Origin of the sequence: Nocardia vinacea, assembly GCF_035920345.1 — a bacterium.
Lineage (GTDB): Bacteria > Actinomycetota > Actinomycetes > Mycobacteriales > Mycobacteriaceae > Nocardia > Nocardia vinacea_A.
On record NZ_CP109149.1, the window covers coordinates 5827442 to 5851473 of the forward strand.

A 24032-nucleotide genomic window follows, 5' to 3' on the forward strand; every position below is an offset into this window, starting at 1 on the left:
AAAGACTCAGCTGAGACTGAACGGCTGGCCCCACAACGTCGTCCAGGTGATGACATTGTCCGTCTCCACCTCAACGCTGACGAAGGCACGAGCCTGCGCGTAGCCACCACAGCCGCTGAGACCGATCGTCTCGTCGGCCCAGGTGACCGAGCCACTGCCGCCCTTGAACTTATTGCGCTTCTTGTGCGCCTCATTGCCGAAGTCGTCGGCCTGCTCGAGATCGAGCACATAGAACGACTGCGCCTGGCCCGGACCGAGACTGAGATTGGCGCCGCTGGTGGCGCCAACACTCGGCTTGACGTTCTGGCTGTCGCTCCAGTCCAGACCACCGGTGACGCCGCCTTCGGCACCGCCGCCGTCGATATTCACTTGGCAGGCAACGACATAACCTGGGAAGATCGCGCCGTTCCAGCCGTCGGTCACATCGACCTGTGCACTACCGGACACCCACGCATTGCGGTGCACGGGTGTTGCGCCCATGGACGGATTGATATTGGCCGATTCGCCGACCAGCCGAATGGTGAGAACCGTTCCGTCGGAAAGCGTTTTGACGATTTGACCGCCCGGCAGTGGAATGAAGGTGTCGGCATTCGCCGCACCGGTGGACAACAGGCCGAGTGCCAGCGCGGCGGCGCCGCCGAGCCCGGCAACGCGCGCCACAAACTTACGATCGATCATGATTGGTACTACCCCTAGCGATTGAGTTCGATGAATTCGATTCGGCGAGTAGAGATTCGACAGATCCCACCGCGGTCAGCCGATGCTGAACGGCGCTCCGTACAGGGTGACCTTGGAGTAGTTGTCGCCGATGATCTCGACAACGGTGTAGGCACGCGCCTGGGCGTAGCCCGCGCAGCCCTGGATCTCGATCTCCGCATCCTGATACTCAACCGAGTAGCGACCCGGCTTCAGAATGTCCTTGTAATCGATCTGAACGAACTTGACATCGCCCGGGCCGAGATTGAGGCCGATCGAACCGCCGAGCGAACCGCCCGAGAGGTTGATGCCGCCGGAAACCCCGGCCGAGATCGCGTTATCGGCGATGCTGACCTGGCAGCCGACGATATAGCCGGTGCTCAGCTGCGAAGCGCCGTGCGTCGAGGAGTTATTGGTACCCGGCGCACCGGAGGCGCCGTTGTTCGGGCCGATGGTGCCCTCAGGAGTGACGGACACATCGGCACTGGCGTTACCCGAGACCCACACGACTCGGCCCGCGCCATTCGCGGCCAAAGATGGTGAAATCAAGGCGCGTTCACCCGTCCGGCTGACGGTCACGCCCGGGCCCAGCTTCTGGCCGTCCGGCAACGGCACAAAAACATCGGCGTTGGCAGCGCCGGTCGAAAGCAGGCCCATCCCAGCAGCGGCGGCGACAACGGCACCCGCGATGCGGACACCTCGACGCAGACCGCTGGTGCGGTTCTTGCTCATACTTCCCCTCATCGGATTCTAGCGGTCGCCCTCGGGGTACCGAGGCCGAAAACCCTTTCATGCCGACACCGCTTGCTGGAAAGACATTGGACATCAAGCGGTTTGCCGACAATCTCGTCGGTGGACGATCTTGGGTGCGCCCAATATTAGTGGTTTGCGCCGAATTCCTGTGAGATTTCGCACATGTTACCGCTCGATCCGCTACGATCTGCGAATTTGGCTGGGCGCCAGGGGGTTTCACAACGAAAACGGGCCCGCCGCGAATGCGACGAGCCCGCTTGCGTTTTCAGGGTGCGCAGCCCCTGTCGATCAGCCGAGGCTGAACGGCTGGCCCCACAGCGTGGTCCAGGTGACGACGTTGTCGGTCTCCACCTCGACGCTGATGAAGGCACGAGCCTGGGCGTAGCCACCACAGCCGCTGAGACCGATCGTCTCGTCGGCCCAGGTGACCGAGCCACTGCCGTTCTTGAACTTATTGCGCTTCTTGTGCGCCTCGTTGCCGAAGTCGTCGGCCTGCTCGAGATCGAGCACGTAGAACGACTGCGCCTGGCCGGGGCCAAGGGTGAGGTTGGCGCCGCTGGTCGCGCCGGCACCACCGGTAACGGTGTCACCGCTCCAGTCCGCGGTGCCCTCGACACCACCTTCGGCACCACCACCGGAGATGTTGACCTGGCAGCCGACGGTGTATCCCGGGAAGATCGAGCCGCCGCCGTCACCGGATACCGAGACCTGGGCGCTACCCGACACCCACGCGTTGCGGTGCAGCGGGGTGGAGCCCATGGACGGGTTGATGTTGGCGGATTCGCCGGTCAGGCTGATGGTAACGACGGTGCCGTCGGACAGCGTCTTGGTGATCGAGCCACCCGGCAGCGGCACAAAGGTATCGGCGTTCGCGGCGCCGGTGGAGAACAGGCCAAGGGCGAGAGTGGCAGCGGCGCCTACACCGGCCACCCGTGCCACGTTCTTACGGTTGATCATGCTGATAGTCCCTCGAGGGTTGAATCGCTTGAGCGAGAAGAATATTCGTGGATTGACCGACGTCAGCCGATGCTGAACGGCTGCCCGTAGAGGGTGGTCTTCGAGTAGTGGTCACCGATGATCTCGACGACGGTGTAGGAACGCGCCTGGGCGTAGCCCGCGCAGCCCTGGATCTCGATCTCGGCATCCTGGTACTCGACCGAGTAACGACCTGGCTTCAGAATGTCCTTGTAGTCGATCTGCACGAACTTGACATCGCCCGGGCCGAGGTTCAGGCCGACCGACCCGCCGAGCGAACCGCCCGAGAGGTTGATGCCGCCGGAAATACCGGCGGAGATGGCGTCGCTGGCGATGCTGACCTGGCAGCCGACGATGTAGCCGGTGCTCAGCTGGGATGCGCCGTGCGTCGAGGAGTTGTTGGTGCCGGGAGCTCCGGAGGCGCCGTTGTTGGGGCCGACCTCACCCTCCGGCGTAACGTTCACATCGGCGATGGCATTGCCCGAAACCCAGACCACACGGCCGGCACCGTTGGCCGCCAGCGACGGCGAAATCAGGGCGTGCTCACCGGTACGGGTGAGCGTGACATCGGGACCGTTCTTCTGGCCGTCCGGCAACGGCACGAAGGTATCGGCATTGGCAGCACCGGTCGAAAGCAGGCCCATGGCCACGGCCGCGGCAGCGCCGACTCCCGCGATCCGGGCACCGCGGCGCAGACCGTTGGTGCGGTTCTCGCTCATACTTCCCCTCATCAGGTTCTAACAGTCAACCTCGACCATCGAGGCTGGACGTTGGTCCTCTCAGGCCCAGCTCAGTTTGTGCCCCGATTGTTGCCGATACGTAACCGGCTGTTATTTCGGCGCAACGGTCAGTGCTGGCATCGGAACCGAGCCAGGTTCCGCCGAGTCGACAAACGTACGTGCCGCACCCGGGCCCGCGAGGTCCAGCAGCGTGGGTGGCTCGTGGCGAGATTAAACCGACCAGTAACGGTCTGGCAACGTAAGTTTTCGTTAAGATCAATGTGATCTAGATCACATAGCCTCAATTGCTCATATTGCTTGACGTGCATAAACAGGAAATAAGCGCCACCCGAAAGACCGCAATAGGCGGCTGCAGTCGCAACGATGCCGATGGTAACTACGGGACAGCACCGTACTTGAAGCTCTAGCAAACTTCAGCGTGAGGAATTCGCAATGCGTGAAGGCGCAATCGCGAACGATGGTACGTGGCTGGACCGTAGATGAGTCACGAGCCGTGATGGGGTGGCACCTGCGACCTGAGCCAGTCGTCGGATAACGATTCGGTCTCGTCGCCGCGCTCGTCGCCGGTTGTCTCCGGGAGGACCTCACCGAAAATTTTTGCCAGACGCGCCGCGTCCCTCGCCCGGCGTGTCGCCGGACGAGGGTCGTCGGAGGAGTCCGCGGCGGTAATTTATTCCGCCAATCCGGACAGCTCGCCGATCACTCGGCTGGCGAGCGGACCGAGCGTTGCCATGCCGTCGCGGACCGCGGCCCGGCTGCCCGGCAGGTTTACCACCAATGTGCTGCCGGAGATTCCGGCCAGACCGCGCGAGAGACCGGCGTCGAGCGAACCGGCTACGCGACCGGAGGAACGCAGCGCCTCGCTGATCCCCGGCAGTTCCCGGTCGAGCACCTGCGAGGTGGCCTCGGGCGTGACATCGCGCGGGGACATACCGGTGCCGCCGACGGAGATGACCAGGTCGACACCGCCGATCACCGCAGTGTTGAGCGCATTGCGGATCTCCACCTCATCGGCCTGCACCGATACCGAAGCGTCCACCAGGAAACCCGCCTCGGTGAGCAGCTCGGTGACCAGCGGCCCGAGCGAATCCACACCTCCATGCGCCGTTCGATCGTCGACGACCACCACCAGAGCACGCCCCGCCACAGGAGCATCGATTTCCATGTTGGTAACCGTAGCGTCCAGATCGACGAGGTGGGCGTCGGCTCCCGGTCGTGCCGACAATCCGCCGGGCAGGACCCGCATCATCGGCCACCGTCCGCGGCCGCACCGGAGAGCGTCACGTCGACTGTCTTGGGGTTGTTGCCTTGTTCATCGGTGTAGGTGACCTTCACCTTGTCTCCTGGCTGATGGGAACGGATGGCGGCGATGAGTGCGTCGCCCGAGTCGATGGTGCGGCTGTCCACCTTGGTGATGATGGCACCGGCCGGAATGCCCGCCTTGGCGGCCGGGCCGTCTGCGGTCGCCTCGAGCACCCGTGCGGCGGCGTCCTGCGGGCGCAGTTTGATGCCGATCTGGGCGTAGGTGGCGTGACCGGTCTTGATGAGTTCGTCGGCGACCCGGCGGGCCTGATCGACCGGGATGGCGAAGCCGAGGCCGATGGAACCGCTCTGCTGACCGGTCGCCTCGCTGCCGCCGAGGCTGGCGATGGCGGTATTGATGCCGATGAGCTTGCCGTTGGCGTCCACCAGTGCGCCACCGGAGTTGCCCGGGTTGATCGCGGCGTCGGTCTGGATCGCGTCGATGACCGGTTGCACCTGGCTCGGGGTGCCCTCACCGTTGGTGGAGACCGGACGGTTGAGTGCCGAGACGATGCCCGTGGTCACCGTGCCCGCCAGCCCGAGCGGCGAGCCGATGGCGATGACCGGCTGGCCGACCGCGAGAGCCGACGAGCTGCCCAGTTCGATCGGGGTCAGTCCGTCCTTGCCCTGCACCTTGATCACGGCCAGATCGGAAACCGGATCGGCCCCGACCAGCGTGGCCGGAGCGGTGGTGCCGTCGGCGAAGGCGACCTCCATCTTGGCGTTGGCGCCACCGCCGGAGGCGACATGGTTATTGGTGAGGATCAGACCGTCGGAGGACAGCACCACACCGGAGCCCTCACCCTGTGCGCGATTGCTGGCGACCTTGATCATCACCACGCTCGGCAGCACCTTCTGCGCGACCGCCTGGGTGGAGCCGGCCGGTGCGTTGGCGACATTACTGACATTGGGCTTGGGTGCGTCCAGGGCATTGGTCACCGTGGTGTGGCCGTTATCGGAGCGGGTGACCAGCGAGCCGACCGCGCCACCGACACCACCGCTGACGAGTGCGAGCGCGACTGCTCCGACGACGAGACCGGTGCGGACCGGGCGGCGTGCGGGTTCGGGCTGCGGCTCGGCGGCGAATACGGCGCCGGGATACGGCCCCCCGGGTGGGATCGGCGGGGTGTAGGACGGCTGGGAGTACTCCGGGCCCGCCTCGGGACCCGGGAATTGCTGAGCATATTCCGGGCCCGCCTCGGGACCGGGGAATTGCTGAGTCGGGTTGGGCGGCGTGCGTTGCTGCCAGATCGTTGGACGCGGTGTCGGTACCTGAGGCCTGTATCCGGATTGCGCGTAGGTCTGGCCCGGTGTTGCGACCGGGATCTCCTGGGTCGGATGCGGACCGGGCGCGGCGTTGGCGTTATCCGGCTGCGGCGTCAAGCCTTCCTTGGAATCCTCGGTCATTTTTCTCCTTACGTCTTCGACCAGTTTGGCGACGACGACTGAGAGCGGACTGAGACGCTGCTTTCAGTTTTCCGAGTATTGCGGACGGACCGAGTACGGCCCGCCATCACCTTAGTCTCGAACGGCGTCAATCGGTTACGGAGTCGACCACACCGTCGAGCATGCTCGCGGCACCCGGCAGCACGATCCGGATCAAGGCGCCGCCACGCTCGGAGGTCTCGATGGTGATCGTGCCGCCGTGCTTGGTCACCACCTGTTTGACGATCGCCAGGCCGAGGCCCGAGCCCGGCATGGAACGCGACGCCGTGGTCCGATAGAAACGGTCGAACACCAGCTCGCGCTCGGGGACGGGGATGCCCGGTCCGGCGTCGTCGACGTCGAGCTCGAGCAAGCCGCGACCGGTTTCCCGCATGGTGACCTTCACCTGCACGCCCGCCGGACTCCACTTCGCGGCATTGTCGAGGACATTCAGAATCGCCCGCTCCAGGCCCGCCTCATGGCCGTATACGAACCAGGGCTGCAGCTGCGCGGCGAACTCGATGGAACCGCGGCGGCGCCGAGCCCGCTCGAGCGCGCGCTCGGCCACCTCGCCGAGATCCACTCGCTCGTAAACGGTTTCGGGTGCGTCCTCCCGGGCCAGATCCACGAGATCGCCGACCAGGGTCGACAATTCCTCGATCTGAGCCATCACATCCGCGCGCAGCTCGGCCATGTCCTGTTCCGGAATCTGCGGTGCGCCAGGGCGACTGGAGGCGATCAGCAATTCCATATTGGTGCGCAGCGAAGTCAGCGGCGTGCGCAATTCATGTCCGGCGTCGGCGACCAATCGACGTTGCCTATCGCGCGATTCGGCGAGTGCGCGCAACATTGTGTTGAAGCTCTCTGTGAGCCTTGCAAGTTCATCGTCACCCGTTACCGGAATCGGCGTCAGATCATCGGTGCGGGCGACCCGTTCGGTCGCCGCGGTGAGCCTTCCGATCGGGCGCAGCCCGGTGCGACCGACCGCGGTACCCGCTGCCGCTGCCAGTACCACACCACAACCGCCCACGACGAACAGCAACCAAGCGAGCCTGTCCAGTACCTCGCGGGTCGGTTGCAGCCGCTGCGAGATGACAAGCGTCGCGCCGGAATGCGTCGGCATGGCGAGCACCCGCTGATTACTCACGGTGCGCAGTGACGAGGGCAGCTCACCGTTCGCGACCGCGAGTTCCTGGGTACCGACCGGCGGAATCGTTTGCTGCGGCGGCATATACGCCTTGTCTTTCGCGTATATCAACGCCACTCCGACATCATTGGAGTACAGGCCGGCCAACACGATCGACTGGAAACCCAAACTGTCGAAATTATTGTTGATCATGGTGTTCGCGCGCGCCTCGAGCTGTGCGTCCACATCGGCGTTAAGCGCGCGGGCCACCATGGCATAGGCGGCGATGGAGGTGACGGCCACGGCGATGGCGACCACCGATGCGGCGAGCAGGGTGACCCGCCAGCGCAGGGAGACCGACCTGGTCAGGGGCATGGGCGGGCGCATATCCGTCGGTTCCGAGGGATATGCGCCGAGGGCGGCGACCACTTGTCGCTTGGGATTGGTTCTGGCCATGGCGTGTCGACTCGCCTACGGGGGTGTTTCGCGCAGCACGTAGCCCACACCGCGCACGGTGTGGATGAGCCGGGCCTCGGCCTCGGCCTCGGTCTTGCGGCGCAGGTAGCCGATATAGACCTCGAGCGCATTGCCGGAGGTCGGGAAGTCGTAGCCCCAGACCTCCTCGAGAATGCGGCTGCGAGTCAGCACCCGGCGCGGATTGGCCATCAGCATTTCCAGCAGCGAGAACTCGGTGCGGGTCAGGCTGATCGAGCGGTCACCTCGCGTCACCTCGCGGGTCACCGGATCCAGCGACAGATCGGCGAACGTCATGGCCTCGGAAACCTCGCCGGGATCGGTGGCCCGGCGACGCAACAACGCGCGCAATCGGGCCAGCAATTCCTCCAACGCGAATGGTTTCGGCAAATAGTCATCGGCACCGGCATCGAGTCCGGCTACCCGTTCGGAAACCGAATCCCGTGCCGTCAAAACCAGAATCGGCAGATCGTCTCCGGTGCTGCGCAAGCGTCGGCAAACTTCGAGCCCATCCATCCGGGGCATCATCACATCGAGCACGAGTGCGTCCGGACGCTGAACGGTTGCTTTCTCCAGTGCGTCGACTCCGTCGACCGCGAGATCGACGGAGTAGCCGTTGAAGGTCAGCGACCGGCGCAGCGATTCCCGGACGGCACGATCGTCGTCGACTACCAGAATGCGCATGCCCCCAGTTTGACCGCATCGACTGAGAGTCGACTGAGAGGGCGCCGCCCGACACGCCGCGCCAGCATCGATCCCGCCCACTAGGGGCTGGACGAGCGACCAGCAGGTTTGTGATCACGTACAGATCTCGACGGAAACCGGCAACCGTTTTGGGCGACGAAACCCGTTCTGAGTAGCCATATTCGAGTGAATTACAGAGCGACTGCCCCAGATTGCCGTTAGTCACTTTGCGCGGTATGTTCCCTGCGGTAAAAAGAAGACCTCTAGTTGGTTCTCAGCGGGTTGAATCAAAACCGAACAGCCACGCGCCATCCGGGGGCACACGTGCAAGCTCGTGAAGCGGAGGCAACGGAAGCGGATGGAAGCTGCACCGCGGTCCTGGCAATTCAGTCTGTCCAACTGGTCGGTCACTCGCAAGGTTGGCATCGTGCTGGTCCTGCCTGTGCTGCTGGCCACCGTCTTCGCCGTGCTCCGCATCAACAACGAACTGCGCACCATGTCCCAGTTGGATGCGGCGACCGAACAGGTCATCATCATTCGCCCGATCGTCAAGTTCGGAACGGCCACCGAACAACTCGCGGTCGCGGCGACCGCCTCCTGGGGTAACACCGCGGATCCGGCGACAGACGCGGCAATGACGAAATTCGATCAGGCGCTCGCCGATCTCGAGGCCGGAATGCGCACCACCAAGGTGAGCACCCGGGTCACCTCCGAATTGGCCTCGGCCGTCGCCACCGGCACCACCATGCGCAATAGCCTGCGCAACGGATCGCCGATGATGGTCGGTGAACAGGCCGATGAGATCGCGGTTCGCATCGGCAACGCGTATGCGCTCTCGCCCTCGGTCGAGGACCTCGTCATCCAGCGCTACTTCCTGCAGATCGGCGCGATCCAGAACGCCCGGCGGGTACTCACCCAGCAGCGCATGATGATCGGCTCCCCCGATGCCGGCCGCAATCCGAGCGTGCGCGCGAAGGTGCTCACCTCCGCCGGTGCCGAGATGACCATGATCAATACCTACGGCATCATCCTTCCGGACAATGCGCCGAACATGCGGCCACTGCTGGACGCGGTCGGCATCCGCCTCGGCGCATTCAGTCAGAACGGTGGGGATCCGACATCGAATCCGGCCGTACTGGATTCACTGCAGGTCAGCTCGGACACCTACGAGAAGACGACCAATTCCCTCGCCGACACCATCGATAAGGCGCTGGCGCATCGGACCACCGAGGCGCAGACCGGTGCGCTGCGCGAGACCACGATCGTCATCGGCATGCTGCTGGCCGGTCTTGCGCTGGCCCTCGCCGTCGCGCGCACGCTGGTCGTGCCGGTGCGCAGGCTACGCCGCGACGCGCTCGAGGTCGCGCACGTCAAGCTGCCCGACGAACTCGCGGTGGTGCGCAGCGGTGGCGCCACCCCGGAGATCACCCCGGTCGGTGTGCACACCACCGACGAGGTCGGCCAGCTGGCCCGCGCCGTCGACGAAATCCACGAGCAGGCGCTGAACCTCGCCGCCGATCAGGCCCGACTGCGACTGCAGATCGGGAATATGTTCGAAACCCTTTCCCGCCGTAGCCAATCCCTGGTCGAACAGCAGCTGTCGCTGATCGAGGATCTCGAACACGACGAGGACAATGCCGAGCGGCTGCAGAGCCTGTTCCGCCTCGACCACCTCGCCACCCGCATGCGCCGCAACGGCGACAACCTGCTGGTGCTCGCCGGTACCGCGCTGCGCCGCGGTCAACTACATCCGGTGCCGCTATCGGACATGCTCTGGAGTGCGGTCTCCCAGGTGGAGGACTACCAGCGGGTCGAGATCGGCGCGGTGCCCGACGGTATCGTCGCAGGTGAGCCCGCGGTCGATATCGAACATCTGCTGGCCGAACTGATCGATAACGCGCTGCGCTACTCCCCGCCGACCACACCGGTCGCGGTGATGGTGGCGCGCGCGGTCGACGGCGGCTACCTGATCGAGATCACCGACCGCGGCCTCGGCATGTCACTCGAGGACCTGCAGCTCACCAACGACCGGCTGGCCTCCGGTGGTGAGGTGACCGTCGAAACTGCCCGCCGCATGGGCCTTTTCGTCGTCGGCCGCCTCGCCAAGCGGCATACCATCACGGTGAGCCTGCGCCGCACCTCGACCATGGCGCAGCAGCCCGGCATCACCGCGAGCGTGCACCTGCCCGGCGCGTTGGTCGCGCCGCCGCTCGATGCGACCGATCCGAACCAGCGGGCCATCGAAGCGCAGGTCATAGCCGCGTTGCCCGGCCCCTCCCAACAACAGCCGCCGCGCACGCTGGTGCCGGTGCCGAGCCTGCCACAGCGTGAACCGTCGCGGTTCGCGGTCACCAGTTCCGGTCTGCCACAACGTCGTCCGACCATGCGCGTCGCCGACGCGCCTGAGATACCGATACCCGGCGATGATCACACCGAAACCTCGGTCGACGTATTCGCGGAGAATCCGAGCAGCCGCCGCGGCGAGGACGACCGGTCCCGCATCGCGCCGTTCGGGCCGCCGACCCCGACGGATGAGCCTGCCACCGGACCGAATTCGGTCATCGACGTGGAACCGCAAGTCACCGATCTGTGGGCCGAACAGCCCGACGAACCGGTGGACACCGGATCGAACCCGATCGTCTCCCGCGAGCCCGCCGAGCCGCATCCGACCGCCGCCCTGCGGCCGCCGCTGCCGACCAGAAGGCCCGCCGCAGCAACGGAACCCGACCCGACCTCGACCCGACTACAGCCGGTCTCGGCCGACGCCGCGACCAATACCTCGACCCGACTACAGCCCGTGCAGGGCGAATCGCCCACCCCGATCTATCAGCGGATGGTCTCGGAGTGGTTGGTCGAGCCCGCGACGGCACAACCATCGTCCTCGGCATGGACCTCCCCCGCCGACGCGGGCTGGACGGCCGCCGAGCAGGCCAGCCATCCGACCGCCGACGCGCGCACCGTCGGCGGACTGCCGATCCGCAGGCCCGGAGCGCAATTGGTGCCCGGCGGCCTCGCGCCGGTGGAGGAACCCGGCGTACGCGATCCGGAGGAGATCCGGAACAACTTGACCAGGCATCTCAGTGGGGTCCGCAGCGGGCGGGCCGAAGCGCAGTACAACGACGGAGGGCTTGTATGACCAACCCGAACAGCACCACGGACGAGAACCTCAACTGGCTGGTTGCCCGCTTCACCAAGGATGTGCCCGGAGTGTCGCACGCGGTGCTGGTGACGGCGGACGGTCTGCTGCAGGCGACCAGCCCGAATCTACCCTCGGACCGCGCCGAACAGCTTTCCGCGGTCACCGCGGGTCTGGCCAGCCTCGCCACCGGCGCGGCATCGCTGTTCGACGGCGGCAAGGTGATGCAGTCGATCGTGGAGATGCAGCGCGGCTACCTGTTGGTGATGAGCGTCGGCAACGGGTCGCACCTGGCCGTGCTCGCCAACAAGTCGCACGACATCGGTCGGATCGGCTACGAAATGGCCCTGCTCGTCGACCGTGTGGGCACGGTGGTCACGGCCACCGCCCGGACAGCCGTCTGATCCAACGATGTCGAGTCCATTCGGCCACGGACCGAACCGGCCGACCACCCGCGTCAGACCGTATGCCCTGACCTCCGGGCGTACCGAACCCGCGGTCGACCTACCGCTCGAAGCGGTTATCGAAACCCTGTCGTACACTGCGCATCTCGACTGGCCGGCGGGCGATCTGCGCACCGAGATCCTGCGGCTGGGCACGCACCGGCTGTCGGTCGCCGAGATCGCCGCCCACCTGGATCGACCGCTCGGCATGGTCCGGGTCATGGTCGGTGACCTCGTCGTCGACGGCGCGCTGCGCGTGCATTCGACACTGACCGACGAGGCGAGCTTCGACGAGCGCCGTTCCCTTATGGAGAGGACTTTGCGTGGACTCCGTGCCCTATAGGCAAGGCGGAAATTACGGGCAGCCCGGCAACTCCGGATCCGGCAATACCGGACCCGCCGAGGCCGACACTCGGGTCGCCTCGACCAAGATCGTGGTCGCGGGCGGCTTCGGCGCGGGCAAGACGACCTTCGTCGGCGCGGTATCGGAGATCGTTCCCCTACGCACCGAGGCCATGGTGACCCGCTTTTCCGACGGCATCGACGATCTCGCCGATACCCCGGACAAGGAAACCACCACGGTCGCAATGGATTTCGGCCGCATCATCCTGCCCGGCAACCTGGTGCTGTACCTGTTCGGCACGCCCGGCCAGCGCCGCTTCTGGTTCATGTGGGACGACCTGATCCGCGGCGCCATCGGCGCGGTGGTGCTCATCGACACCCGACGGCTCGAGGACAGCTTCGCGGCCGTCGACTTCTTCGAGGCGCGCAAGCTGCCGTTCCTGATCGCGGTCAACCGCTTCCCGGACGCGCCCCGCTTCCCGATCGCCGAACTGCGCGAGGCGCTTTCGGTGCGTGAAGGGGTGCCCATCGTGGATATCGACGCGCGCAATGCCATGGAGGTCCGCCAGGCGCTGGCGGCCGTCACCGAATACGCGATCGCCCAACTGAAGGCGCTCGAATTGGAAGGAACCGCCCGACATGCATGACGTCCGGTTGTTCGCTGCGGCGGACAACGGCGCAATGGTGGACCAGTTCTCGATGGGGTACTGGGTCGCCGCACTCTCCTTCGGTGTTTCGGTGCTCGGCGCCGTGGTCGGGCTGGCCTGCGTACTACACGCGGCGCGATCGTCGCGGTTCCGGTTGGTGTGGGTGACCTCGGCCGCGGTGGCGCTCGGCGACGTCGGGGCCTGGCTGTCGACCTCGGTCGCGCTGCTCGGCCTCGATATTTCGGGTACCGCGGCGCGCTTCGACGGCGGCAAGATGATCGCGGCCATGGTGACCTCGTTCGTCGCGGTATTCGTCGCGCTGATCATCATCGGCCGTCGGCTGCAACTGGCCCGGCTCATCCCCGGCGGACTGGTCATGGGATTCGGCATCGGCCTCACCCTGTATCTGGGGCTCGGATCCATCCGCATCCAGGGGTCGATCGATATCTCCCCGTGGCTCGCGGCGGTGGCGATGGTGGTCGCGCTGCTCACCGGTGTCGGCACGCTGTGGTCGTTCCAGGCGCTGCACGGTCTGCTCGCGCGAGCGGCCACGGTGCTGCTGTTCGCCGTCGGTGTGGGAGGCATGTATTACGCCGGGGTCGCGGCCCTCGACCCGAACGTCGATACCGCCGCGAAGGCACCGGACGGACTCACGCTGTTCGAATTCGTCTTCCCGATGTTCGTCATCGGATCGCTCGCGCTGACGGTCCCGATCAGCGCGGTGCTCATCGCACCGGACCGCCGCGAGACGGCGGCGGCGCTCGAGGCCAAGCGCCGGTCCGAGCTGCGGTCGGACCGGCTCCGGTCCGAGCTCCAGTCGGCGCGCTGAGCCGACTGGAGCCTCGCTGCCGATCAGATCCGAGGGGCTCAGGCCTTGGGTGCAGGCATCGTCCCGACGGTCTTGCTCGGATCGATGATGCCGATCGCCTCGCCCTGCGGACCGGCGATGACAGCCGAGCGTCCGGCGGGTGAATCCGCGATCGCCTGCAGCACCCGGCCGCCCAATTCCGTTGTCTTGGCGACGCCGGCGTCCACATCGTCGTGCTGGAACCACACCCGCCAATATGACGGCATACCGTCGGCAGCCCCGCCCTCAGATACTTTCAGCCCGGACTCGTCGGCTATGCCACCGACGCCCTCGGTTCTGGTCGGCGGGGTGAACACCACGTACTCGGCGTCGCCGAAGTCGAATTCGGTGTAGCTGAAGCCGAATACGTCGCCGTAGAACTTCTTGGCCGCCTCGATATCGCGAGTGTGCAGTTCGTTCCAGCCGTAGGCGCCGTGCTCGTTGTAGACGGCCGCGCCGTTGTGTCCCGTCGCCTGCCATACCGCGAAGACCGCGCCGACCGGATCGGTCGCGACGAACATCCGGCCGAACTCCATGACATCGAAGGGCGGCACGATCAGCTCACCGCCCGCCTGCTGCACCTTCGCCGCGGCGGCATCGGCGTCGGTGACCGCGAAGTAGGTGGTCCAGACCGATGGCATACCCGGCATCGATGGCGGTTTCGGACCGATTCCGGCCACCGGCGCGCCGGCCTTCATCGCCATCAAATAGCCGCCCGAATCCGGGCCGCCGTCCTGGATCTCCCAGCCGAACAAACCCGCGTAGAACTGCGCGGCCTTACCCGGATCCTCGACCTGACAGTCGATCCAGGCCGGTGTTCCCTCGGGCCATGCGTCGTTGCGTATGGGCATCGGTCATCTCCGTTTCTAGTGAATAGGCACCTCCAGGGACCTAGTCAACCACCGGGCGCCGACGGTTTCGGTGGGTTCGGCAATGCCGCCGATTTCGGCCCACGACACCCCCTACAGTGAGAGATATGCGTTTGGGGTTGGACTACGCAGGGGGCCGTCCCGGCGGCGCGGCCATTCGAGAATCCGGTTTCGATTTCGTCGTGCGCTACCTCTCCGAGGGTGGTCCGACCCTGCCCGGCAAACAGTTGACTCCGGCCGAGGCCGACGACCTGCGGGCGAACGGCATCTCCATCGTGTCGAACTGGGAGACCACTGCGGCCAGGATGCTGGACGGCTACGGCGCCGGAATCGTCGATGCCCGTGCGGGTTTGGCGCAGGTGCTGCACTGTGGCGGTCGGTCGGATCGGCCGATCTACTTCTCCGCGGATTTCGACTCGACACCGCAGGATCAGGTGGCGATCAACGCCTATCTCGAAGGCGCGGCCACCGTGCTCGGCGCCGCGAATGTGGGTATCTACGGCGGGTTCTGGTCGATCAGCCGGGCGTTGGACGCGGGCGTCGCGGCCTGGTCGTGGCAGACCGATGCCTGGTCGGGCACCAATGTGGAGACCAGGCGCAACATCCATCAGACATTGCGGCAGGTGGTCGTCGGGGGCGTGCTCTGCGATGTAAACGAAGCCGAGACAATCGATTTCGGTCAGTGGGACTTCGTACAGGAGGAACCGGACGTGACGCCGGAACAAGAGGCAGTGCTGCGCGATATCCAGATCCAGCTGCGTGGTCCGGAGCTGTCCGGTTGGCCGCAACTCGGCACCGATGCGGAGGGCCGCTATCGCACGCTGGTGGACGGTGTAGCGGCGGCGCTGCAGCGGATCAAGGAGCTGGAGGACGAATCTGCCGATTTGCGTACGCAAGTCGGCGAATTGCGTACGGAGATCAGCGAACTCGAAGCCACCACCGCAGATCTGGTGGAAGAGGTGAAGCGGTTGGACGGGCCGCATTGGCCGTGGCCGCTCTCACTGATCGAGGGTCCGGCCGACTTCGTGGGTGAGCAACTGGCTCGGCTGGAGTCCCTGTTGCCGGACTTGCCAGGTCTGTCCAGTGGCCGGGAAGTGGGGAAATCGGCAGAGAGGCCGGAAGTTTGGCGATGAGCGGGTTCCCGGAGATCCGGTGAACCGGGGTTCCGAGAACCCGCCCTCCCGGATGAGGGTACCGGCGCGAGAGCACGAAATCATCACTGCGCCAGGACTTTTACGGACACGAAAAACCAACTCACAGTACGTAATTGATCGATGAGCTATCGCATCGCAATCGTGGAACCAGAAAATTGCCACGTGACATGATCCACTTGGATAGCTATCAGATTGCCACACTCTCGAGTGGTTCCGATCCGAGACCGGCATCGAGCCATTCCGGTCGATCGACCATCGACCCTGCGCGTTCCGTCCCATGCCAGCAGCGCGCGAGTTATCGTCAGCTCGCACATACCGGTTCGTACGAAGGAGTTCGCATGACCGTAAACGTGGTGCTCGACAAGGCTCTCGACAAGGAATTCGAGAACAAGTCGCTGAAGGACATCCTCTCCGCCCCGCCGTCGGCGCTGGCGGGCCTCACCCCGGCGCACGATAAGCAGTTGCTGGAAGCTCTGAAAATCAAGACCATCGCCGACCTCGGCAACAACAAGTTCTTCCAGCTCGCCGCCACCTTGGTGCAGCTCGCCGAAAACGAGGGTTGAGCGCCCCCTCGGCAGTACACGGCGGCCCGGCAGAACCATCTGCCGGGCCGCCATTCGTTCCAGCGCGGGTCAGATCCGTTCCGGATCGACGAGCCCGCGCCGCACCGCCTGCACCAACCGACGCGGCACCTTGTGTACGACCCCACCGACACTGACCGGCACCAGGTCCGGTGGGGTCGCCTTCCACTGCGAGCGGCGGCTGCGCGTATTGGACCGCGACATCCTGCGCTTGGGCACCGCCATGTCAGCCCTCCCCTCGTGAAGGCTGGGACGCGGCCCGCACCCGCTTGCCGTATTTGCGCTCGAACTTCTCCACCCGGCCCTGGGTATCCAGCACGCGGTGCGCGCCGGTCCAGAACGGGTGCGAATCGGAGGTGACGTCCACGACCAGCAGCGGGTAGGTATTACCGTCTTCCCACTCGACAGTGCGTGCGCTGGTGGCGGTGGACCGGGTCAGGAACCGCGTTCCGGTACTCGAATCCTCGAACACCACGGGATGGTAGTCCGGATGGCTTGTGACTCTTTTTTGGCAAGTCTTCATTTCGCTTCTCCTCTAGGGCTTTTCGCCTGACCGTCGATCGGCAGGCCGGTCGGTTCGCCCGACTCACAGGGGTCGGCATGCCATTCGCCGAAGGGGTCCTCCCACTGCCCGACCCGCTCGGGTGCGCGTTCCACCAGTCGCAGTTCGTCGTCCTCGACCAGCGCCCAGTGCAGGGCCTGCCGGATCTCGGCCGGGTCCGCGTCATGGGCCAGGATGACCAGCGAAATATCGCGGTCACCGAACTGCTCGTCCCAGCGCAGCGCGGCCATGGCCCGGCGCATGGGGTCGGCCTGTTCCAGCTCGCTCGGACTCATCGCGGCCAGCCACGGCCCCGCGCCGCCGACGCGCAATCCGCCGCCCGCCGATTCCAGCCACACCACCTCGTTCGGTTGGGTGGCCAGCCACATCCGTCCGCGTGCGGTCACGACGCCGTCGAAGAGCACGTCGAGGGCCTCGTGCAGGCGGGCCGGATGGAATGGGCGGCTCGCGGCGAATTCGACCAGGGCGATACCGTATTCGGCGCCGAGCGGCGGCTGGCCGCGCAACAGCGGCGCATGGGCATCGAAGACGCGGCCGCGCCGCGAATGGGCCGGGATGCGCGCGAGCAATGCCTCGACATCGGCCGAGTCGAGCAGATCGATATCGTCGATCCAGGCCACCGGCGCTTCGGGCACCAGCCGGGACAGCACTGCGGCGAGTCGGGCCCGATCGATTGGATCGCCGGTACTGCCATGTGCCACAACGGCATCCGCGAAGTCGACCTGACCGACCGCCACCTGGGCCACGGTCCGGTCGTCGTCGGCGGTCGCCAGTCCGCGCTCGGCGAGGGTGTCCTCGCCGGTGGCATCGGCCATCCAGGTCCGCGCGTCCACACAGGTGAGTACAGCCTCGACCCGCACGTCACGGCCGGCCGGGCCGTCGACTCGACCCACCACTCCGGTGACGACGATATTCTCGATCGCCTGGCATACCGCTTCCGCCTCGAAGGCCGGATCCAGTTCCAGCACAATGCGATCCACCGATTCACGGGCCGCGAGCGCGCACAGCAGCGGCAGCAGATCGATGCGCAGGGTGCAGGACACGCAGCCGTGCGCCAACTCGAGCACAGTCGAGGTCTCCTGCTCGCCGATGCGCACCGTGCGATGCACGATGCCCTCGCCGAGTCCGCTCAGGTCGTGGCGGATGGTGACGGTGCCCGGCGTCTCGCGCAGCGCGGCGGCCACACCCGCCGCGGCCGCTCCGGCGCATCCGGCGAGCACCACGGCGGGCGTTCTCCGGTCGGACTGCCTCCCGGGTGGGAGTAGGGCGGGTTCCACGCAGCACCCCTTTCGGTATCCAATTCGGCATGAGCGGAGGCCCTCCGTGGTTACGCAGGCTGCGTCCGCCGGGCCTGATCCACTCATATCGGAAACGATTTTCATTTGCTGTCAGGCAACGGTACATTGTCGAACAGCCGTTGTCGAAAATGATTGTCAAATACTGGAAGGAGTCCGCATGTCGGCCCACTGCCAGGTCACCGGGCGCAAACCGGGATTCGGCAAGTCCGTATCGCACTCGCACAAGCGGACGAGCCGGCGCTGGAATCCCAATATCCAGCGCAAGACCTACTACCTGCCCAGCGAGGACCGGCGCATCACGCTGAACGTCTCCGCCAAGGGCATCAAGACCATCGACCGGGACGGGATCGAGGCGGTCGTCGCCCGGATCCGCGGGAGCGAAGCGAAGCGGTCAAAAAGACACAGCCGAGCCCGCAGCGACAAGATCTGATAGGAGCACCATGGCCTCGAAATCGACCGAGATCCGGCCGATCATCAAGCTGAAATCCACTGCGGGAACGGGATATACGTACGTCACGCGGAAAAACAGGCGCAACGATCCGGACCGTATGGTGTTGCGCAAATACGATCCGGTGGTGCGCAGGCACGTCGACTTCCGCGAGGAGCGCTGATGGCCAAGAAGTCGAAGATCGCCCGCAATGAGCAGCGCAAGGAGATCGTCGCCCGCCATGCGGCGCGGCGCGCGGAGCTCAAGGAACTGATCCGGAAGCCGACCACCTCCGAGGAACACCGCGCGGAGGCACAGTCAGCGCTACAGCGACTGCCCCGCGATGCCAGTCCGGTACGATTGCGCAATCGGGACGCCGCGGACGGACGACCGCGCGGTCATCTCCGGAAGTTCGGACTCTCCCGCGTGCGTGTACGCGAGATGGCCCATCGCGGTGAGCTCCCCGGTGTGCACAAATCGAGCTGGTAGACAACCACTGATCTCGAGAAGGAACCCGTCACATGGCAGTCAAGCGAGCACCCTCGAAGAAGGTTCGCGCCGAGCAGGCCCGTCGCCCGAAGAAGAACCCGCTGATCGCGGCGGGCGTCGAGACGGTCGATTACAAAGACGTCAACCTGCTGCGCACCTTCATCTCCGACCGCGGCAAGATCCGCAGCCGCCGGGTCACCGGGCTCACGCCGCAGCAGCAGCGCCAGGTCGCCGTCGCGGTGAAGAACGCCCGCGAGATGGCACTTCTGCCGTTCACCAGCCGGTAGACACCGACGTGGAGGGGCCCCGAAGCTGAAACAGCCTCGGGGCCCTTCGTCGTTAGCACGTCACGGTGATTGTCACGGGATGGTGAGCACCTGGCCGGGGTTGATGGCATCCGGGTTGTCGATGCCGCTGGCGGTGGCGATCTCCTGGTAGCGGTTGCCGTCGCCGTAGAAGCGCTCGGCGATCGCCCACAGGGTGTCACCCGGCTCGACCGTGTAGGTCTGCGCGGCCGGCGGCGGGGGCGGAACCTCTTCGGCGGCGGGCGCGGCGGCCTGCTCGGCAACCGGCTCCGGCTCCGGCTCCGGCTCCGGGGCGGGCAGCGGGTTGTCGGTCTGGGTGTCCGACGCCCACAGCGCGCTGCCGTCCGTGCCGTACAGCACCACATTGCGGTCGGCCTGCACGGTCAGCCGGTCCGCTTCCCGGCCATCGGTTTCGGTGGCCCAGGCGGCGCCCTCACCCTTGTAGAGCACGAAGTTGCCGTCCTCCTGCAGGACGGCCCGCTCGACACCTTGATCGTGAGTCAGAGTGGACCACACGACATTTCCATCCGGTTCCGACAGCACCAGATTGCCATCGGGCTGCAGGGTCAGGGTGTACGCACCGCCGACCAGAGACTGGCCGAGCCCGAGTTCTTCACCTACGCGCAGCGTGTCGCCCACGTTCTTCCTTTCGAAGGTCTACTGTGCCAAGCATTCCGACTCGATGCGTGCTGGTTGGCGCGCATCGGCCCCCGAATGTACTGTGCGGGCGAGCGGCGCGGAGGTATTACGCGCAGGCTTAGCCGAATGTTCACTGTGTTGGTTTCATCGCTCTATCATCTTGTGGCACAAACGGATGCGGCCGTTCTCCTGATTTGCTGATACGGTTCGCCTCGACGCATCGGCATGTGGATTAGGGTGGTCGGTATGTATCGGATGTCGCGAGTTCGGCCCGCCGCAGTCGCCGTCGCATTGTTCGTCGGCCTCGCCGTCACCGCATGCGGTGGCTCCGATAACGATGGGACACAAGTGAAGACGACGACCACAAGTGCGGCGAAGAGTACGCCGACCGAGGGGACACCCGCCGACGCGGGCCGGATGTTCGTCGCCGATCCGACGATCGTTGGCGCGCATCCGATTCCGTTCACGTCCTGGTCACGGGTGGCCGATGATCGGATCGCGGTCAACTTCGAGACCGGATCACCGGAGTGCTACGGCGTGGATGCCGGCGTGACCGAGACCGATTCGACGGTCACCGTGGAACTTCGATCGGGTACGCGCGCCGATGCCGTCGGCCGAATGTGCACCATGATCGCGGTTTTCGGCACCCTCGAAGTGCCGCTGAAGGCTCCCCTCGGCAGCCGACAGGTCCTCAGCGCGGTCTAGACGGGTTCGGCGACTGCGTCCGAGAGGGCGGCGAATTCGAGGTAGGTTGCGGGTTTGGCTGGGCCCCAGGTCTTTTGCGCCATGACGCGCAAAGGCATAGTGATCGATGTGGCTATCCGGGCCGGACTTTGTGCGGTCGGATCATCGCACCATACGTATAGACCGGAGCCGAGACTGCTCGCATTCTGCTCAGGAGTCAACCGGATGCCGTCCACGAAAAGTGTTGGGTCCCAAAGGTCGTAGGCCAGTGGGGCCGGAATATTGCCGATAGCGGCCGGTCCGCCGATCACGTAGTAGGTGGGCGTGAAGGCGGCGTTCTTCACCTGATGACCGGCGGCGATGAGATCCGGTGCGGTGCGCGCGATCCCGAAGAACGGCAGGGGCAGCTGCGGGATGCCGGCGCGGCTCCAGAAGTCGATGACGATATCGCGATCGGGCGTGACGGTTCCTTCGCCGGTGTGCAGTCCGTCGTTCCAGATGCGTGGACGTTTGCCGTGGGCGCGCACGATTTCGGCACCCCAGTTGATCAGTCCGAGGTAGGCGTCGACCGGTTGGGCCTGCGGACTGTAGGTGGCGCGGGCGTATTCGCCCAGTTGCGGGTACTCGTCCATGGATACGATGCGGGTGCCCTGCAGGAGGAACTCGTCGGCGCCGAGATGCCAATAGCCGCCGGGGAATTGGGGAAGAAATTCCTCCAGTGAGGGTGTGCAAGCCGTCGACAAGATCGACCGCCGCGTCGCGCAGCCCGTCAGCTGCGTACACGACTCGCGCGTGTGCGCCGAGGGAGAAACCGGCCCCACCCGGCACCCAGCGCTTTACCGACGGGACGGTTGGCGGTGCGAAGTACTCGGCCCGAACCGGCGAGGCGCCACCAAGCGAAGCGGTCGCCGCAACCATCAAGGCGACTACCCACGAAGCCAGCGCCACGCGATCCGACATGCGGCCACTCTACGAAACCCGACACGCCACGCCCGCCACCGCGCGACCGCGCGCCGGATATCCGATCCCGGGCCCTCCGAGGCGGGTAGATGTCCATCGGTGTAGTCGTATGGCGGGTCCTCGCGCCGTCGACAGCCACCATTCGACTACCGTCGGCGGATGCTCTGCCGTGCGGACCGGCGGGAGCCGGTGGCTCCCGCCGTCCTGGCGGAGTGACTCAGTGAGCGAAGTGGCGAGATCCCGTCAGGTAGAGGGTGACTCCCGCTTCGCGGGCCAGGTCGATGGTGTCCTGGTCGCGGACCGAGCCGCCGGGCTGCACGATGGCCCGGATACCGGCCTGGATGAGCTGCTGCGGACCGTCGGAGAACGGGAAGAACGCATCCGATGCGGCGACCGAACCCTTGGCGCGGTCACCGGCACGCTGCACCGCGAGACCCACCGCATCGACCCGGTTGACCTGGCCCATGCCGACGCCGACCGAGGCGCCGTCGTGGGCGAGCAGGATCGCATTGGACTTCACAGCACGGCAGGCGCGCCAAGCGAACTCGAGATCGGCAAGGGTCTCCGCATCGGCCGCCTCACCCGCCACCAGGGTCCAGTTCTCCGGGTTGTCTCCGGGGGCGTCGAGGATATCGCGGCTCTGCAGCAGTGCACCGCCGCTGATCGGGCGCAGCTCCGCACCGGCGCGCCGCGGCGGCTCGGCGACCAGAATGCGCACATTCTTCTTGCGCTGCAACACCTCGACGGCGCCGTCGGCATACGACGGCGCGACGATCACCTCGGTGAAGATGTCGGCGACCTGTTCGGCCATCTCCACGGTGATCTCACCGTTGGCCGCGATCACACCGCCGTAGGCGCTCACCGGATCGCATGCGTGCGCCTTGCGGTGCGCCTCGGCGAGATCCGCGCCGATCGCGATGCCACAGGGGTTGGCGTGCTTGATGATCGCGACCGCCGGTGCCGAATGGTCGTAGGCGGCGCGCCAGGCGGCGTCGGCGTCGGTGTAGTTGTTGTACGACATTTCCTTGCCGTGCAACTGCTTTGCCTGCGCCAGGCCCCGGCTGCCGTCGTTCTGGGTGTACAGCGCAGCGGCCTGATGCGGGTTCTCGCCATAGCGCAGCACCGAGGCACGTTCCCAGGAGCCGCCGATCCAGCTCGGGAACCGCTGCGCGGCAGCCTCATTCGGCGCAGTCGCCGGGGCGAGCACGCTGGTCATCCAACTCGCGACCGCGACGTCATAGCTTGCGGTGTGCTGGAATGCCTTGGCCGCCAACGCGGTCCGCTCGGGCAGAGTGAAGCCGCCCGCTTGCACCGCGGCGAGCACGTCGTCGTAGTCGCCGCTGTCGACGACCACCGCGACCGACGGATGATTCTTGGCCGCCGCGCGCACCATGGACGGACCGCCGATATCGATCTGCTCGACGCATTCGTCATTGCTCGCGCCGCTGGCCACGGTCTGGGTGAACGGGTACAGGTTCACCACCACCAGCTGGAAGGCCTCGACGCCGAGTTCGACCAACTGGTCGACGTGTTCGGCCTTGCGGGTATCGGCGAGGATGCCCGCGTGCACCCGCGGGTGCAGGGTCTTGACCCGGCCGTCCAGGGTCTCCGGGAAACCGGTCAGATCCTCGACCTTGGTCACCGGGATGCCCGCGCCGGCGATCTTGCCCGCCGTCGAACCGGTCGAAACCAGTTCGATACCGGCGGCGTTCAGCCCGGTCGCGAGCTCGATGAGCCCCGTCTTGTCGTAGACGCTGATCAGCGCCCTGTGAATCCCCTTACGCTCACTCACCGAAGTACCCGCTCATCTGGAATTACTGCCTTTCGTCCGTCGGAGACAATGCCTCTGGTGGCGACGGCGGCGACAACCTCCGCCAGCAACCGTCGCTCGACAACCTTGATGCGCTCGTGCAGCGTGGCCTCGTCGTCATCGTCGTGCACCGGCACCGCCTCCTGGGCCAGGATCGGTCCGGTATCGATGCCGGAATCGACCAGGTGCACGGTCGAACCGGTGACCTTCACCCCGTAGGCGAGTGCGTCGCGGACCCCGTGCGCGCCCGGGAATGCGGGCAGCAGCGCGGGGTGGGTATTGATAATCCGGCCGCCGTAGCGGGCCAGGAAGACCGGGCCGAGGATCTTCATGAATCCGGCCGAGACCACCAAATCGGGTTCGTAGGCGGCGACCGCATCGGTCAGCGCGACATCCCACGCGGCCCGATCGGGGAAGTCCTGCACTGCCATCCGGAAGGCCGGAATCCCCGCGGCGGCCGCGTGTTCGGTGGCCTGGCAGACGCGGTCGACGCCGACGGCGACGACGGTCGCCGGATACTCCGGAGCGGCGGCGGCCTCGATAAGGGCACGCAGCAGGGAACCGGTGCCGGAGGCCAGCACGACGACGGTTGCCGGGGTCGCGGATGGCACCCACGGGGCATTCGAAGACGACTGGGGGTTGGCAGCCGGCGGAACCGGCGGGG

General features: G+C 65.9%; 29 protein-coding genes. 12 read left to right on the forward strand and 17 right to left on the reverse strand.

Annotated elements, in window-relative coordinates; all coding sequences use genetic code 11:
• Positions 1-6 precede the first annotated feature (6 nt).
• The 9 genes from OIE68_RS26710 to OIE68_RS26750 form a co-directional block, all read right to left on the reverse strand.
• Positions 7-678 (reverse strand): MspA family porin, encoded by a 672-nt coding sequence (locus OIE68_RS26710; protein ID WP_327093833.1) that lies wholly within the window; start codon positions 676-678, stop codon positions 7-9.
• A 75-nt stretch (positions 679-753) separates the two neighbouring features.
• The gene (locus tag OIE68_RS26715; RefSeq protein ID WP_327093834.1) at positions 754-1428 is read right to left on the reverse strand and encodes an MspA family porin; all 675 of its coding nucleotides are present in this window, start codon (positions 1426-1428) and stop codon (positions 754-756) included.
• 309 nt (positions 1429-1737) lie between these two features.
• Positions 1738-2406, reverse strand: a complete 669-nt coding sequence (locus tag OIE68_RS26720; RefSeq protein WP_327093835.1) for an MspA family porin — start codon at positions 2404-2406, stop codon at positions 1738-1740.
• Positions 2407-2468: 62 nt separating this feature from the next.
• A complete protein-coding gene (locus tag OIE68_RS26725; protein WP_327093836.1) occupies positions 2469-3143 on the reverse strand; it encodes an MspA family porin in 675 nt (224 codons plus the stop codon).
• A 505-nt stretch (positions 3144-3648) separates the two neighbouring features.
• Positions 3649-3834: a hypothetical protein gene (locus tag OIE68_RS26730; RefSeq protein WP_083898204.1), complete on the reverse strand. Its 186-nt coding sequence runs from the start codon at positions 3832-3834 to the stop codon at positions 3649-3651.
• Positions 3835-4329, reverse strand: a complete 495-nt coding sequence (locus OIE68_RS26735) for a MogA/MoaB family molybdenum cofactor biosynthesis protein (RefSeq protein WP_157187336.1) — start codon at positions 4327-4329, stop codon at positions 3835-3837.
• Positions 4330-4409: 80 nt separating this feature from the next.
• Entirely contained in the window at positions 4410-5873 is a 1464-nt protein-coding gene (locus OIE68_RS26740) for a S1C family serine protease (protein WP_327093837.1), read from the reverse strand.
• A gap of 127 nt (positions 5874-6000) precedes the next feature.
• The gene (locus tag OIE68_RS26745) at positions 6001-7473 is read right to left on the reverse strand and encodes an ATP-binding protein (RefSeq protein WP_419150567.1); all 1473 of its coding nucleotides are present in this window, start codon (positions 7471-7473) and stop codon (positions 6001-6003) included.
• A gap of 15 nt (positions 7474-7488) precedes the next feature.
• Positions 7489-8175 carry a response regulator transcription factor gene (locus OIE68_RS26750; RefSeq protein ID WP_327093838.1) on the reverse strand — a complete coding sequence of 229 codons (687 nt, stop codon included), beginning with the start codon at positions 8173-8175 and terminating at the stop codon, positions 7489-7491.
• 427 nt (positions 8176-8602) lie between these two features.
• Here OIE68_RS26750 and OIE68_RS26755 point away from each other — a divergent pair, with 427 nt between their 5' ends.
• The 5 genes from OIE68_RS26755 to OIE68_RS26775 all read left to right on the forward strand — a co-directional run bounded on the left by OIE68_RS26755 (position 8603) and on the right by OIE68_RS26775 (position 13572).
• Positions 8603-11311 (forward strand): sensor histidine kinase, encoded by a 2709-nt coding sequence (locus tag OIE68_RS26755; protein WP_327093839.1) that lies wholly within the window; start codon positions 8603-8605, stop codon positions 11309-11311.
• Complete coding sequence (locus OIE68_RS26760; RefSeq protein ID WP_062986522.1) at positions 11308-11715, forward strand: roadblock/LC7 domain-containing protein; 408 nt, start codon at positions 11308-11310, stop codon at positions 11713-11715. Before OIE68_RS26755 ends, OIE68_RS26760 begins: the two co-directional genes overlap by 4 nt.
• Before the next feature lie 7 nt (positions 11716-11722).
• A complete protein-coding gene (locus OIE68_RS26765) occupies positions 11723-12097 on the forward strand; it encodes a DUF742 domain-containing protein (protein WP_040695427.1) in 375 nt (124 codons plus the stop codon).
• Between the two features lie 88 nt (positions 12098-12185).
• Positions 12186-12743 carry a GTP-binding protein gene (locus tag OIE68_RS26770; protein ID WP_040695543.1) on the forward strand — a complete coding sequence of 186 codons (558 nt, stop codon included), beginning with the start codon at positions 12186-12188 and terminating at the stop codon, positions 12741-12743.
• Entirely contained in the window at positions 12736-13572 is an 837-nt protein-coding gene (locus OIE68_RS26775) for a hypothetical protein (protein WP_327093840.1), read from the forward strand. The genes OIE68_RS26770 and OIE68_RS26775 overlap by 8 nt, the downstream gene beginning before the upstream one ends.
• Positions 13573-13610: 38 nt before the next feature.
• Here OIE68_RS26775 and OIE68_RS26780 read toward each other — a convergent pair whose 3' ends face one another.
• Positions 13611-14441, reverse strand: a complete 831-nt coding sequence (locus OIE68_RS26780) for a VOC family protein (protein WP_327093841.1) — start codon at positions 14439-14441, stop codon at positions 13611-13613.
• A gap of 125 nt (positions 14442-14566) precedes the next feature.
• Here OIE68_RS26780 and OIE68_RS26785 point away from each other — a divergent pair, with 125 nt between their 5' ends.
• Positions 14567-15592: a glycoside hydrolase domain-containing protein gene (locus tag OIE68_RS26785; protein ID WP_327093842.1), complete on the forward strand. Its 1026-nt coding sequence runs from the start codon at positions 14567-14569 to the stop codon at positions 15590-15592.
• Positions 15593-15951: 359 nt separating this feature from the next.
• On the forward strand, positions 15952-16176 hold the full coding sequence (locus tag OIE68_RS26790; protein WP_327093843.1) for a hypothetical protein: 225 nt from the start codon (positions 15952-15954) through the stop codon (positions 16174-16176).
• A 69-nt stretch (positions 16177-16245) separates the two neighbouring features.
• Here the strand turns inward: OIE68_RS26790 and rpmF are convergent, their stop codons facing one another.
• The 3 genes from rpmF to mrf are packed head-to-tail and all read right to left on the reverse strand — an operon-like array spanning position 16246 to position 18033.
• Entirely contained in the window at positions 16246-16419 is a 174-nt protein-coding gene (rpmF, locus tag OIE68_RS26795; RefSeq protein WP_327093844.1) for a 50S ribosomal protein L32, read from the reverse strand.
• 1 nt (position 16420) lies between these two features.
• Positions 16421-16717: a type B 50S ribosomal protein L31 gene (locus tag OIE68_RS26800; RefSeq protein ID WP_327093845.1), complete on the reverse strand. Its 297-nt coding sequence runs from the start codon at positions 16715-16717 to the stop codon at positions 16421-16423.
• Complete coding sequence (gene mrf / locus OIE68_RS26805) at positions 16714-18033, reverse strand: ribosome hibernation factor-recruiting GTPase MRF (protein WP_327093846.1); 1320 nt, start codon at positions 18031-18033, stop codon at positions 16714-16716. Before mrf ends, OIE68_RS26800 begins: the two co-directional genes overlap by 4 nt.
• Before the next feature lie 178 nt (positions 18034-18211).
• Between mrf and rpmB the strand changes: the two genes are divergently transcribed.
• Genes rpmB through rpsR form a run of 4 tightly spaced genes read left to right on the forward strand, consistent with a single transcriptional unit; the run spans position 18212 to position 19257 of the window.
• On the forward strand, positions 18212-18484 hold the full coding sequence (gene rpmB / locus OIE68_RS26810; RefSeq protein WP_327093847.1) for a 50S ribosomal protein L28: 273 nt from the start codon (positions 18212-18214) through the stop codon (positions 18482-18484).
• A 10-nt stretch (positions 18485-18494) separates the two neighbouring features.
• Positions 18495-18665: a 50S ribosomal protein L33 gene (gene rpmG / locus OIE68_RS26815; protein ID WP_040695436.1), complete on the forward strand. Its 171-nt coding sequence runs from the start codon at positions 18495-18497 to the stop codon at positions 18663-18665.
• Positions 18665-18970, forward strand: a complete 306-nt coding sequence (gene rpsN, locus OIE68_RS26820; RefSeq protein ID WP_327093848.1) for a 30S ribosomal protein S14 — start codon at positions 18665-18667, stop codon at positions 18968-18970. Before rpmG ends, rpsN begins: the two co-directional genes overlap by 1 nt.
• A 32-nt stretch (positions 18971-19002) precedes the next feature.
• The gene (gene rpsR, locus OIE68_RS26825) at positions 19003-19257 is read left to right on the forward strand and encodes a 30S ribosomal protein S18 (protein WP_040695439.1); all 255 of its coding nucleotides are present in this window, start codon (positions 19003-19005) and stop codon (positions 19255-19257) included.
• A gap of 72 nt (positions 19258-19329) precedes the next feature.
• Here the strand turns inward: rpsR and OIE68_RS26830 are convergent, their stop codons facing one another.
• Positions 19330-19914 carry a LysM peptidoglycan-binding domain-containing protein gene (locus tag OIE68_RS26830; protein ID WP_327093849.1) on the reverse strand — a complete coding sequence of 195 codons (585 nt, stop codon included), beginning with the start codon at positions 19912-19914 and terminating at the stop codon, positions 19330-19332.
• A 255-nt stretch (positions 19915-20169) separates the two neighbouring features.
• Here OIE68_RS26830 and OIE68_RS26835 point away from each other — a divergent pair, with 255 nt between their 5' ends.
• Positions 20170-20619, forward strand: coding sequence for a hypothetical protein (locus tag OIE68_RS26835; protein ID WP_327101819.1), 450 nt, complete (start codon positions 20170-20172; stop codon positions 20617-20619).
• Here the strand turns inward: OIE68_RS26835 and OIE68_RS26840 are convergent.
• The 3 genes from OIE68_RS26840 to purN form a co-directional block, all read right to left on the reverse strand.
• Entirely contained in the window at positions 20616-21341 is a 726-nt protein-coding gene (locus OIE68_RS26840) for a hypothetical protein (RefSeq protein ID WP_327093850.1), read from the reverse strand. The genes OIE68_RS26835 and OIE68_RS26840 overlap by 4 nt on opposite strands.
• 434 nt (positions 21342-21775) lie before the next feature.
• Positions 21776-23350, reverse strand: coding sequence for a bifunctional phosphoribosylaminoimidazolecarboxamide formyltransferase/IMP cyclohydrolase (purH, locus tag OIE68_RS26845; protein ID WP_327093851.1), 1575 nt, complete (start codon positions 23348-23350; stop codon positions 21776-21778).
• Positions 23347-23979: a phosphoribosylglycinamide formyltransferase gene (purN, locus tag OIE68_RS26850; protein WP_327093852.1), complete on the reverse strand. Its 633-nt coding sequence runs from the start codon at positions 23977-23979 to the stop codon at positions 23347-23349. Before purN ends, purH begins: the two co-directional genes overlap by 4 nt.
• Positions 23980-24032: the final 53 nt, after the last annotated feature.

What these genes read in the sequence shown, in the direction of transcription:
- OIE68_RS26785 (WP_327093842.1), top strand. Translation starts at nt 14,567, where the DNA reads ATGCGTTTGGGGTTGGACTACGCAGGGGGCCGTCCCGGCGGCGCGGCC.
- OIE68_RS26750 (WP_327093838.1), bottom strand. Translation starts at nt 8,175, where the DNA reads ATGCGCATTCTGGTAGTCGACGACGATCGTGCCGTCCGGGAATCGCTG.
- OIE68_RS26715 (WP_327093834.1), bottom strand. Translation starts at nt 1,428, where the DNA reads ATGAGCAAGAACCGCACCAGCGGTCTGCGTCGAGGTGTCCGCATCGCG.
- rpmG (WP_040695436.1), top strand. Translation starts at nt 18,495, where the DNA reads ATGGCCTCGAAATCGACCGAGATCCGGCCGATCATCAAGCTGAAATCC.
- OIE68_RS26725 (WP_327093836.1), bottom strand. Translation starts at nt 3,143, where the DNA reads ATGAGCGAGAACCGCACCAACGGTCTGCGCCGCGGTGCCCGGATCGCG.
- OIE68_RS26760 (WP_062986522.1), top strand. Translation starts at nt 11,308, where the DNA reads ATGACCAACCCGAACAGCACCACGGACGAGAACCTCAACTGGCTGGTT.
- OIE68_RS26790 (WP_327093843.1), top strand. Translation starts at nt 15,952, where the DNA reads ATGACCGTAAACGTGGTGCTCGACAAGGCTCTCGACAAGGAATTCGAG.
- rpmB (WP_327093847.1), top strand. Translation starts at nt 18,212, where the DNA reads ATGTCGGCCCACTGCCAGGTCACCGGGCGCAAACCGGGATTCGGCAAG.
- rpsR (WP_040695439.1), top strand. Translation starts at nt 19,003, where the DNA reads ATGGCAGTCAAGCGAGCACCCTCGAAGAAGGTTCGCGCCGAGCAGGCC.
- OIE68_RS26775 (WP_327093840.1), top strand. Translation starts at nt 12,736, where the DNA reads ATGCATGACGTCCGGTTGTTCGCTGCGGCGGACAACGGCGCAATGGTG.
- OIE68_RS26735 (WP_157187336.1), bottom strand. Translation starts at nt 4,329, where the DNA reads ATGGAAATCGATGCTCCTGTGGCGGGGCGTGCTCTGGTGGTGGTCGTC.
- OIE68_RS26720 (WP_327093835.1), bottom strand. Translation starts at nt 2,406, where the DNA reads ATGATCAACCGTAAGAACGTGGCACGGGTGGCCGGTGTAGGCGCCGCT.
- OIE68_RS26710 (WP_327093833.1), bottom strand. Translation starts at nt 678, where the DNA reads ATGATCGATCGTAAGTTTGTGGCGCGCGTTGCCGGGCTCGGCGGCGCC.
- OIE68_RS26780 (WP_327093841.1), bottom strand. Translation starts at nt 14,441, where the DNA reads ATGCCCATACGCAACGACGCATGGCCCGAGGGAACACCGGCCTGGATC.
- rpsN (WP_327093848.1), top strand. Translation starts at nt 18,665, where the DNA reads ATGGCCAAGAAGTCGAAGATCGCCCGCAATGAGCAGCGCAAGGAGATC.
- OIE68_RS26765 (WP_040695427.1), top strand. Translation starts at nt 11,723, where the DNA reads ATGTCGAGTCCATTCGGCCACGGACCGAACCGGCCGACCACCCGCGTC.
- OIE68_RS26800 (WP_327093845.1), bottom strand. Translation starts at nt 16,717, where the DNA reads ATGAAGACTTGCCAAAAAAGAGTCACAAGCCATCCGGACTACCATCCC.
- rpmF (WP_327093844.1), bottom strand. Translation starts at nt 16,419, where the DNA reads ATGGCGGTGCCCAAGCGCAGGATGTCGCGGTCCAATACGCGCAGCCGC.
- OIE68_RS26835 (WP_327101819.1), top strand. Translation starts at nt 20,170, where the DNA reads ATGTCGCGAGTTCGGCCCGCCGCAGTCGCCGTCGCATTGTTCGTCGGC.
- OIE68_RS26740 (WP_327093837.1), bottom strand. Translation starts at nt 5,873, where the DNA reads ATGACCGAGGATTCCAAGGAAGGCTTGACGCCGCAGCCGGATAACGCC.
- OIE68_RS26745 (WP_419150567.1), bottom strand. Translation starts at nt 7,473, where the DNA reads ATGGCCAGAACCAATCCCAAGCGACAAGTGGTCGCCGCCCTCGGCGCA.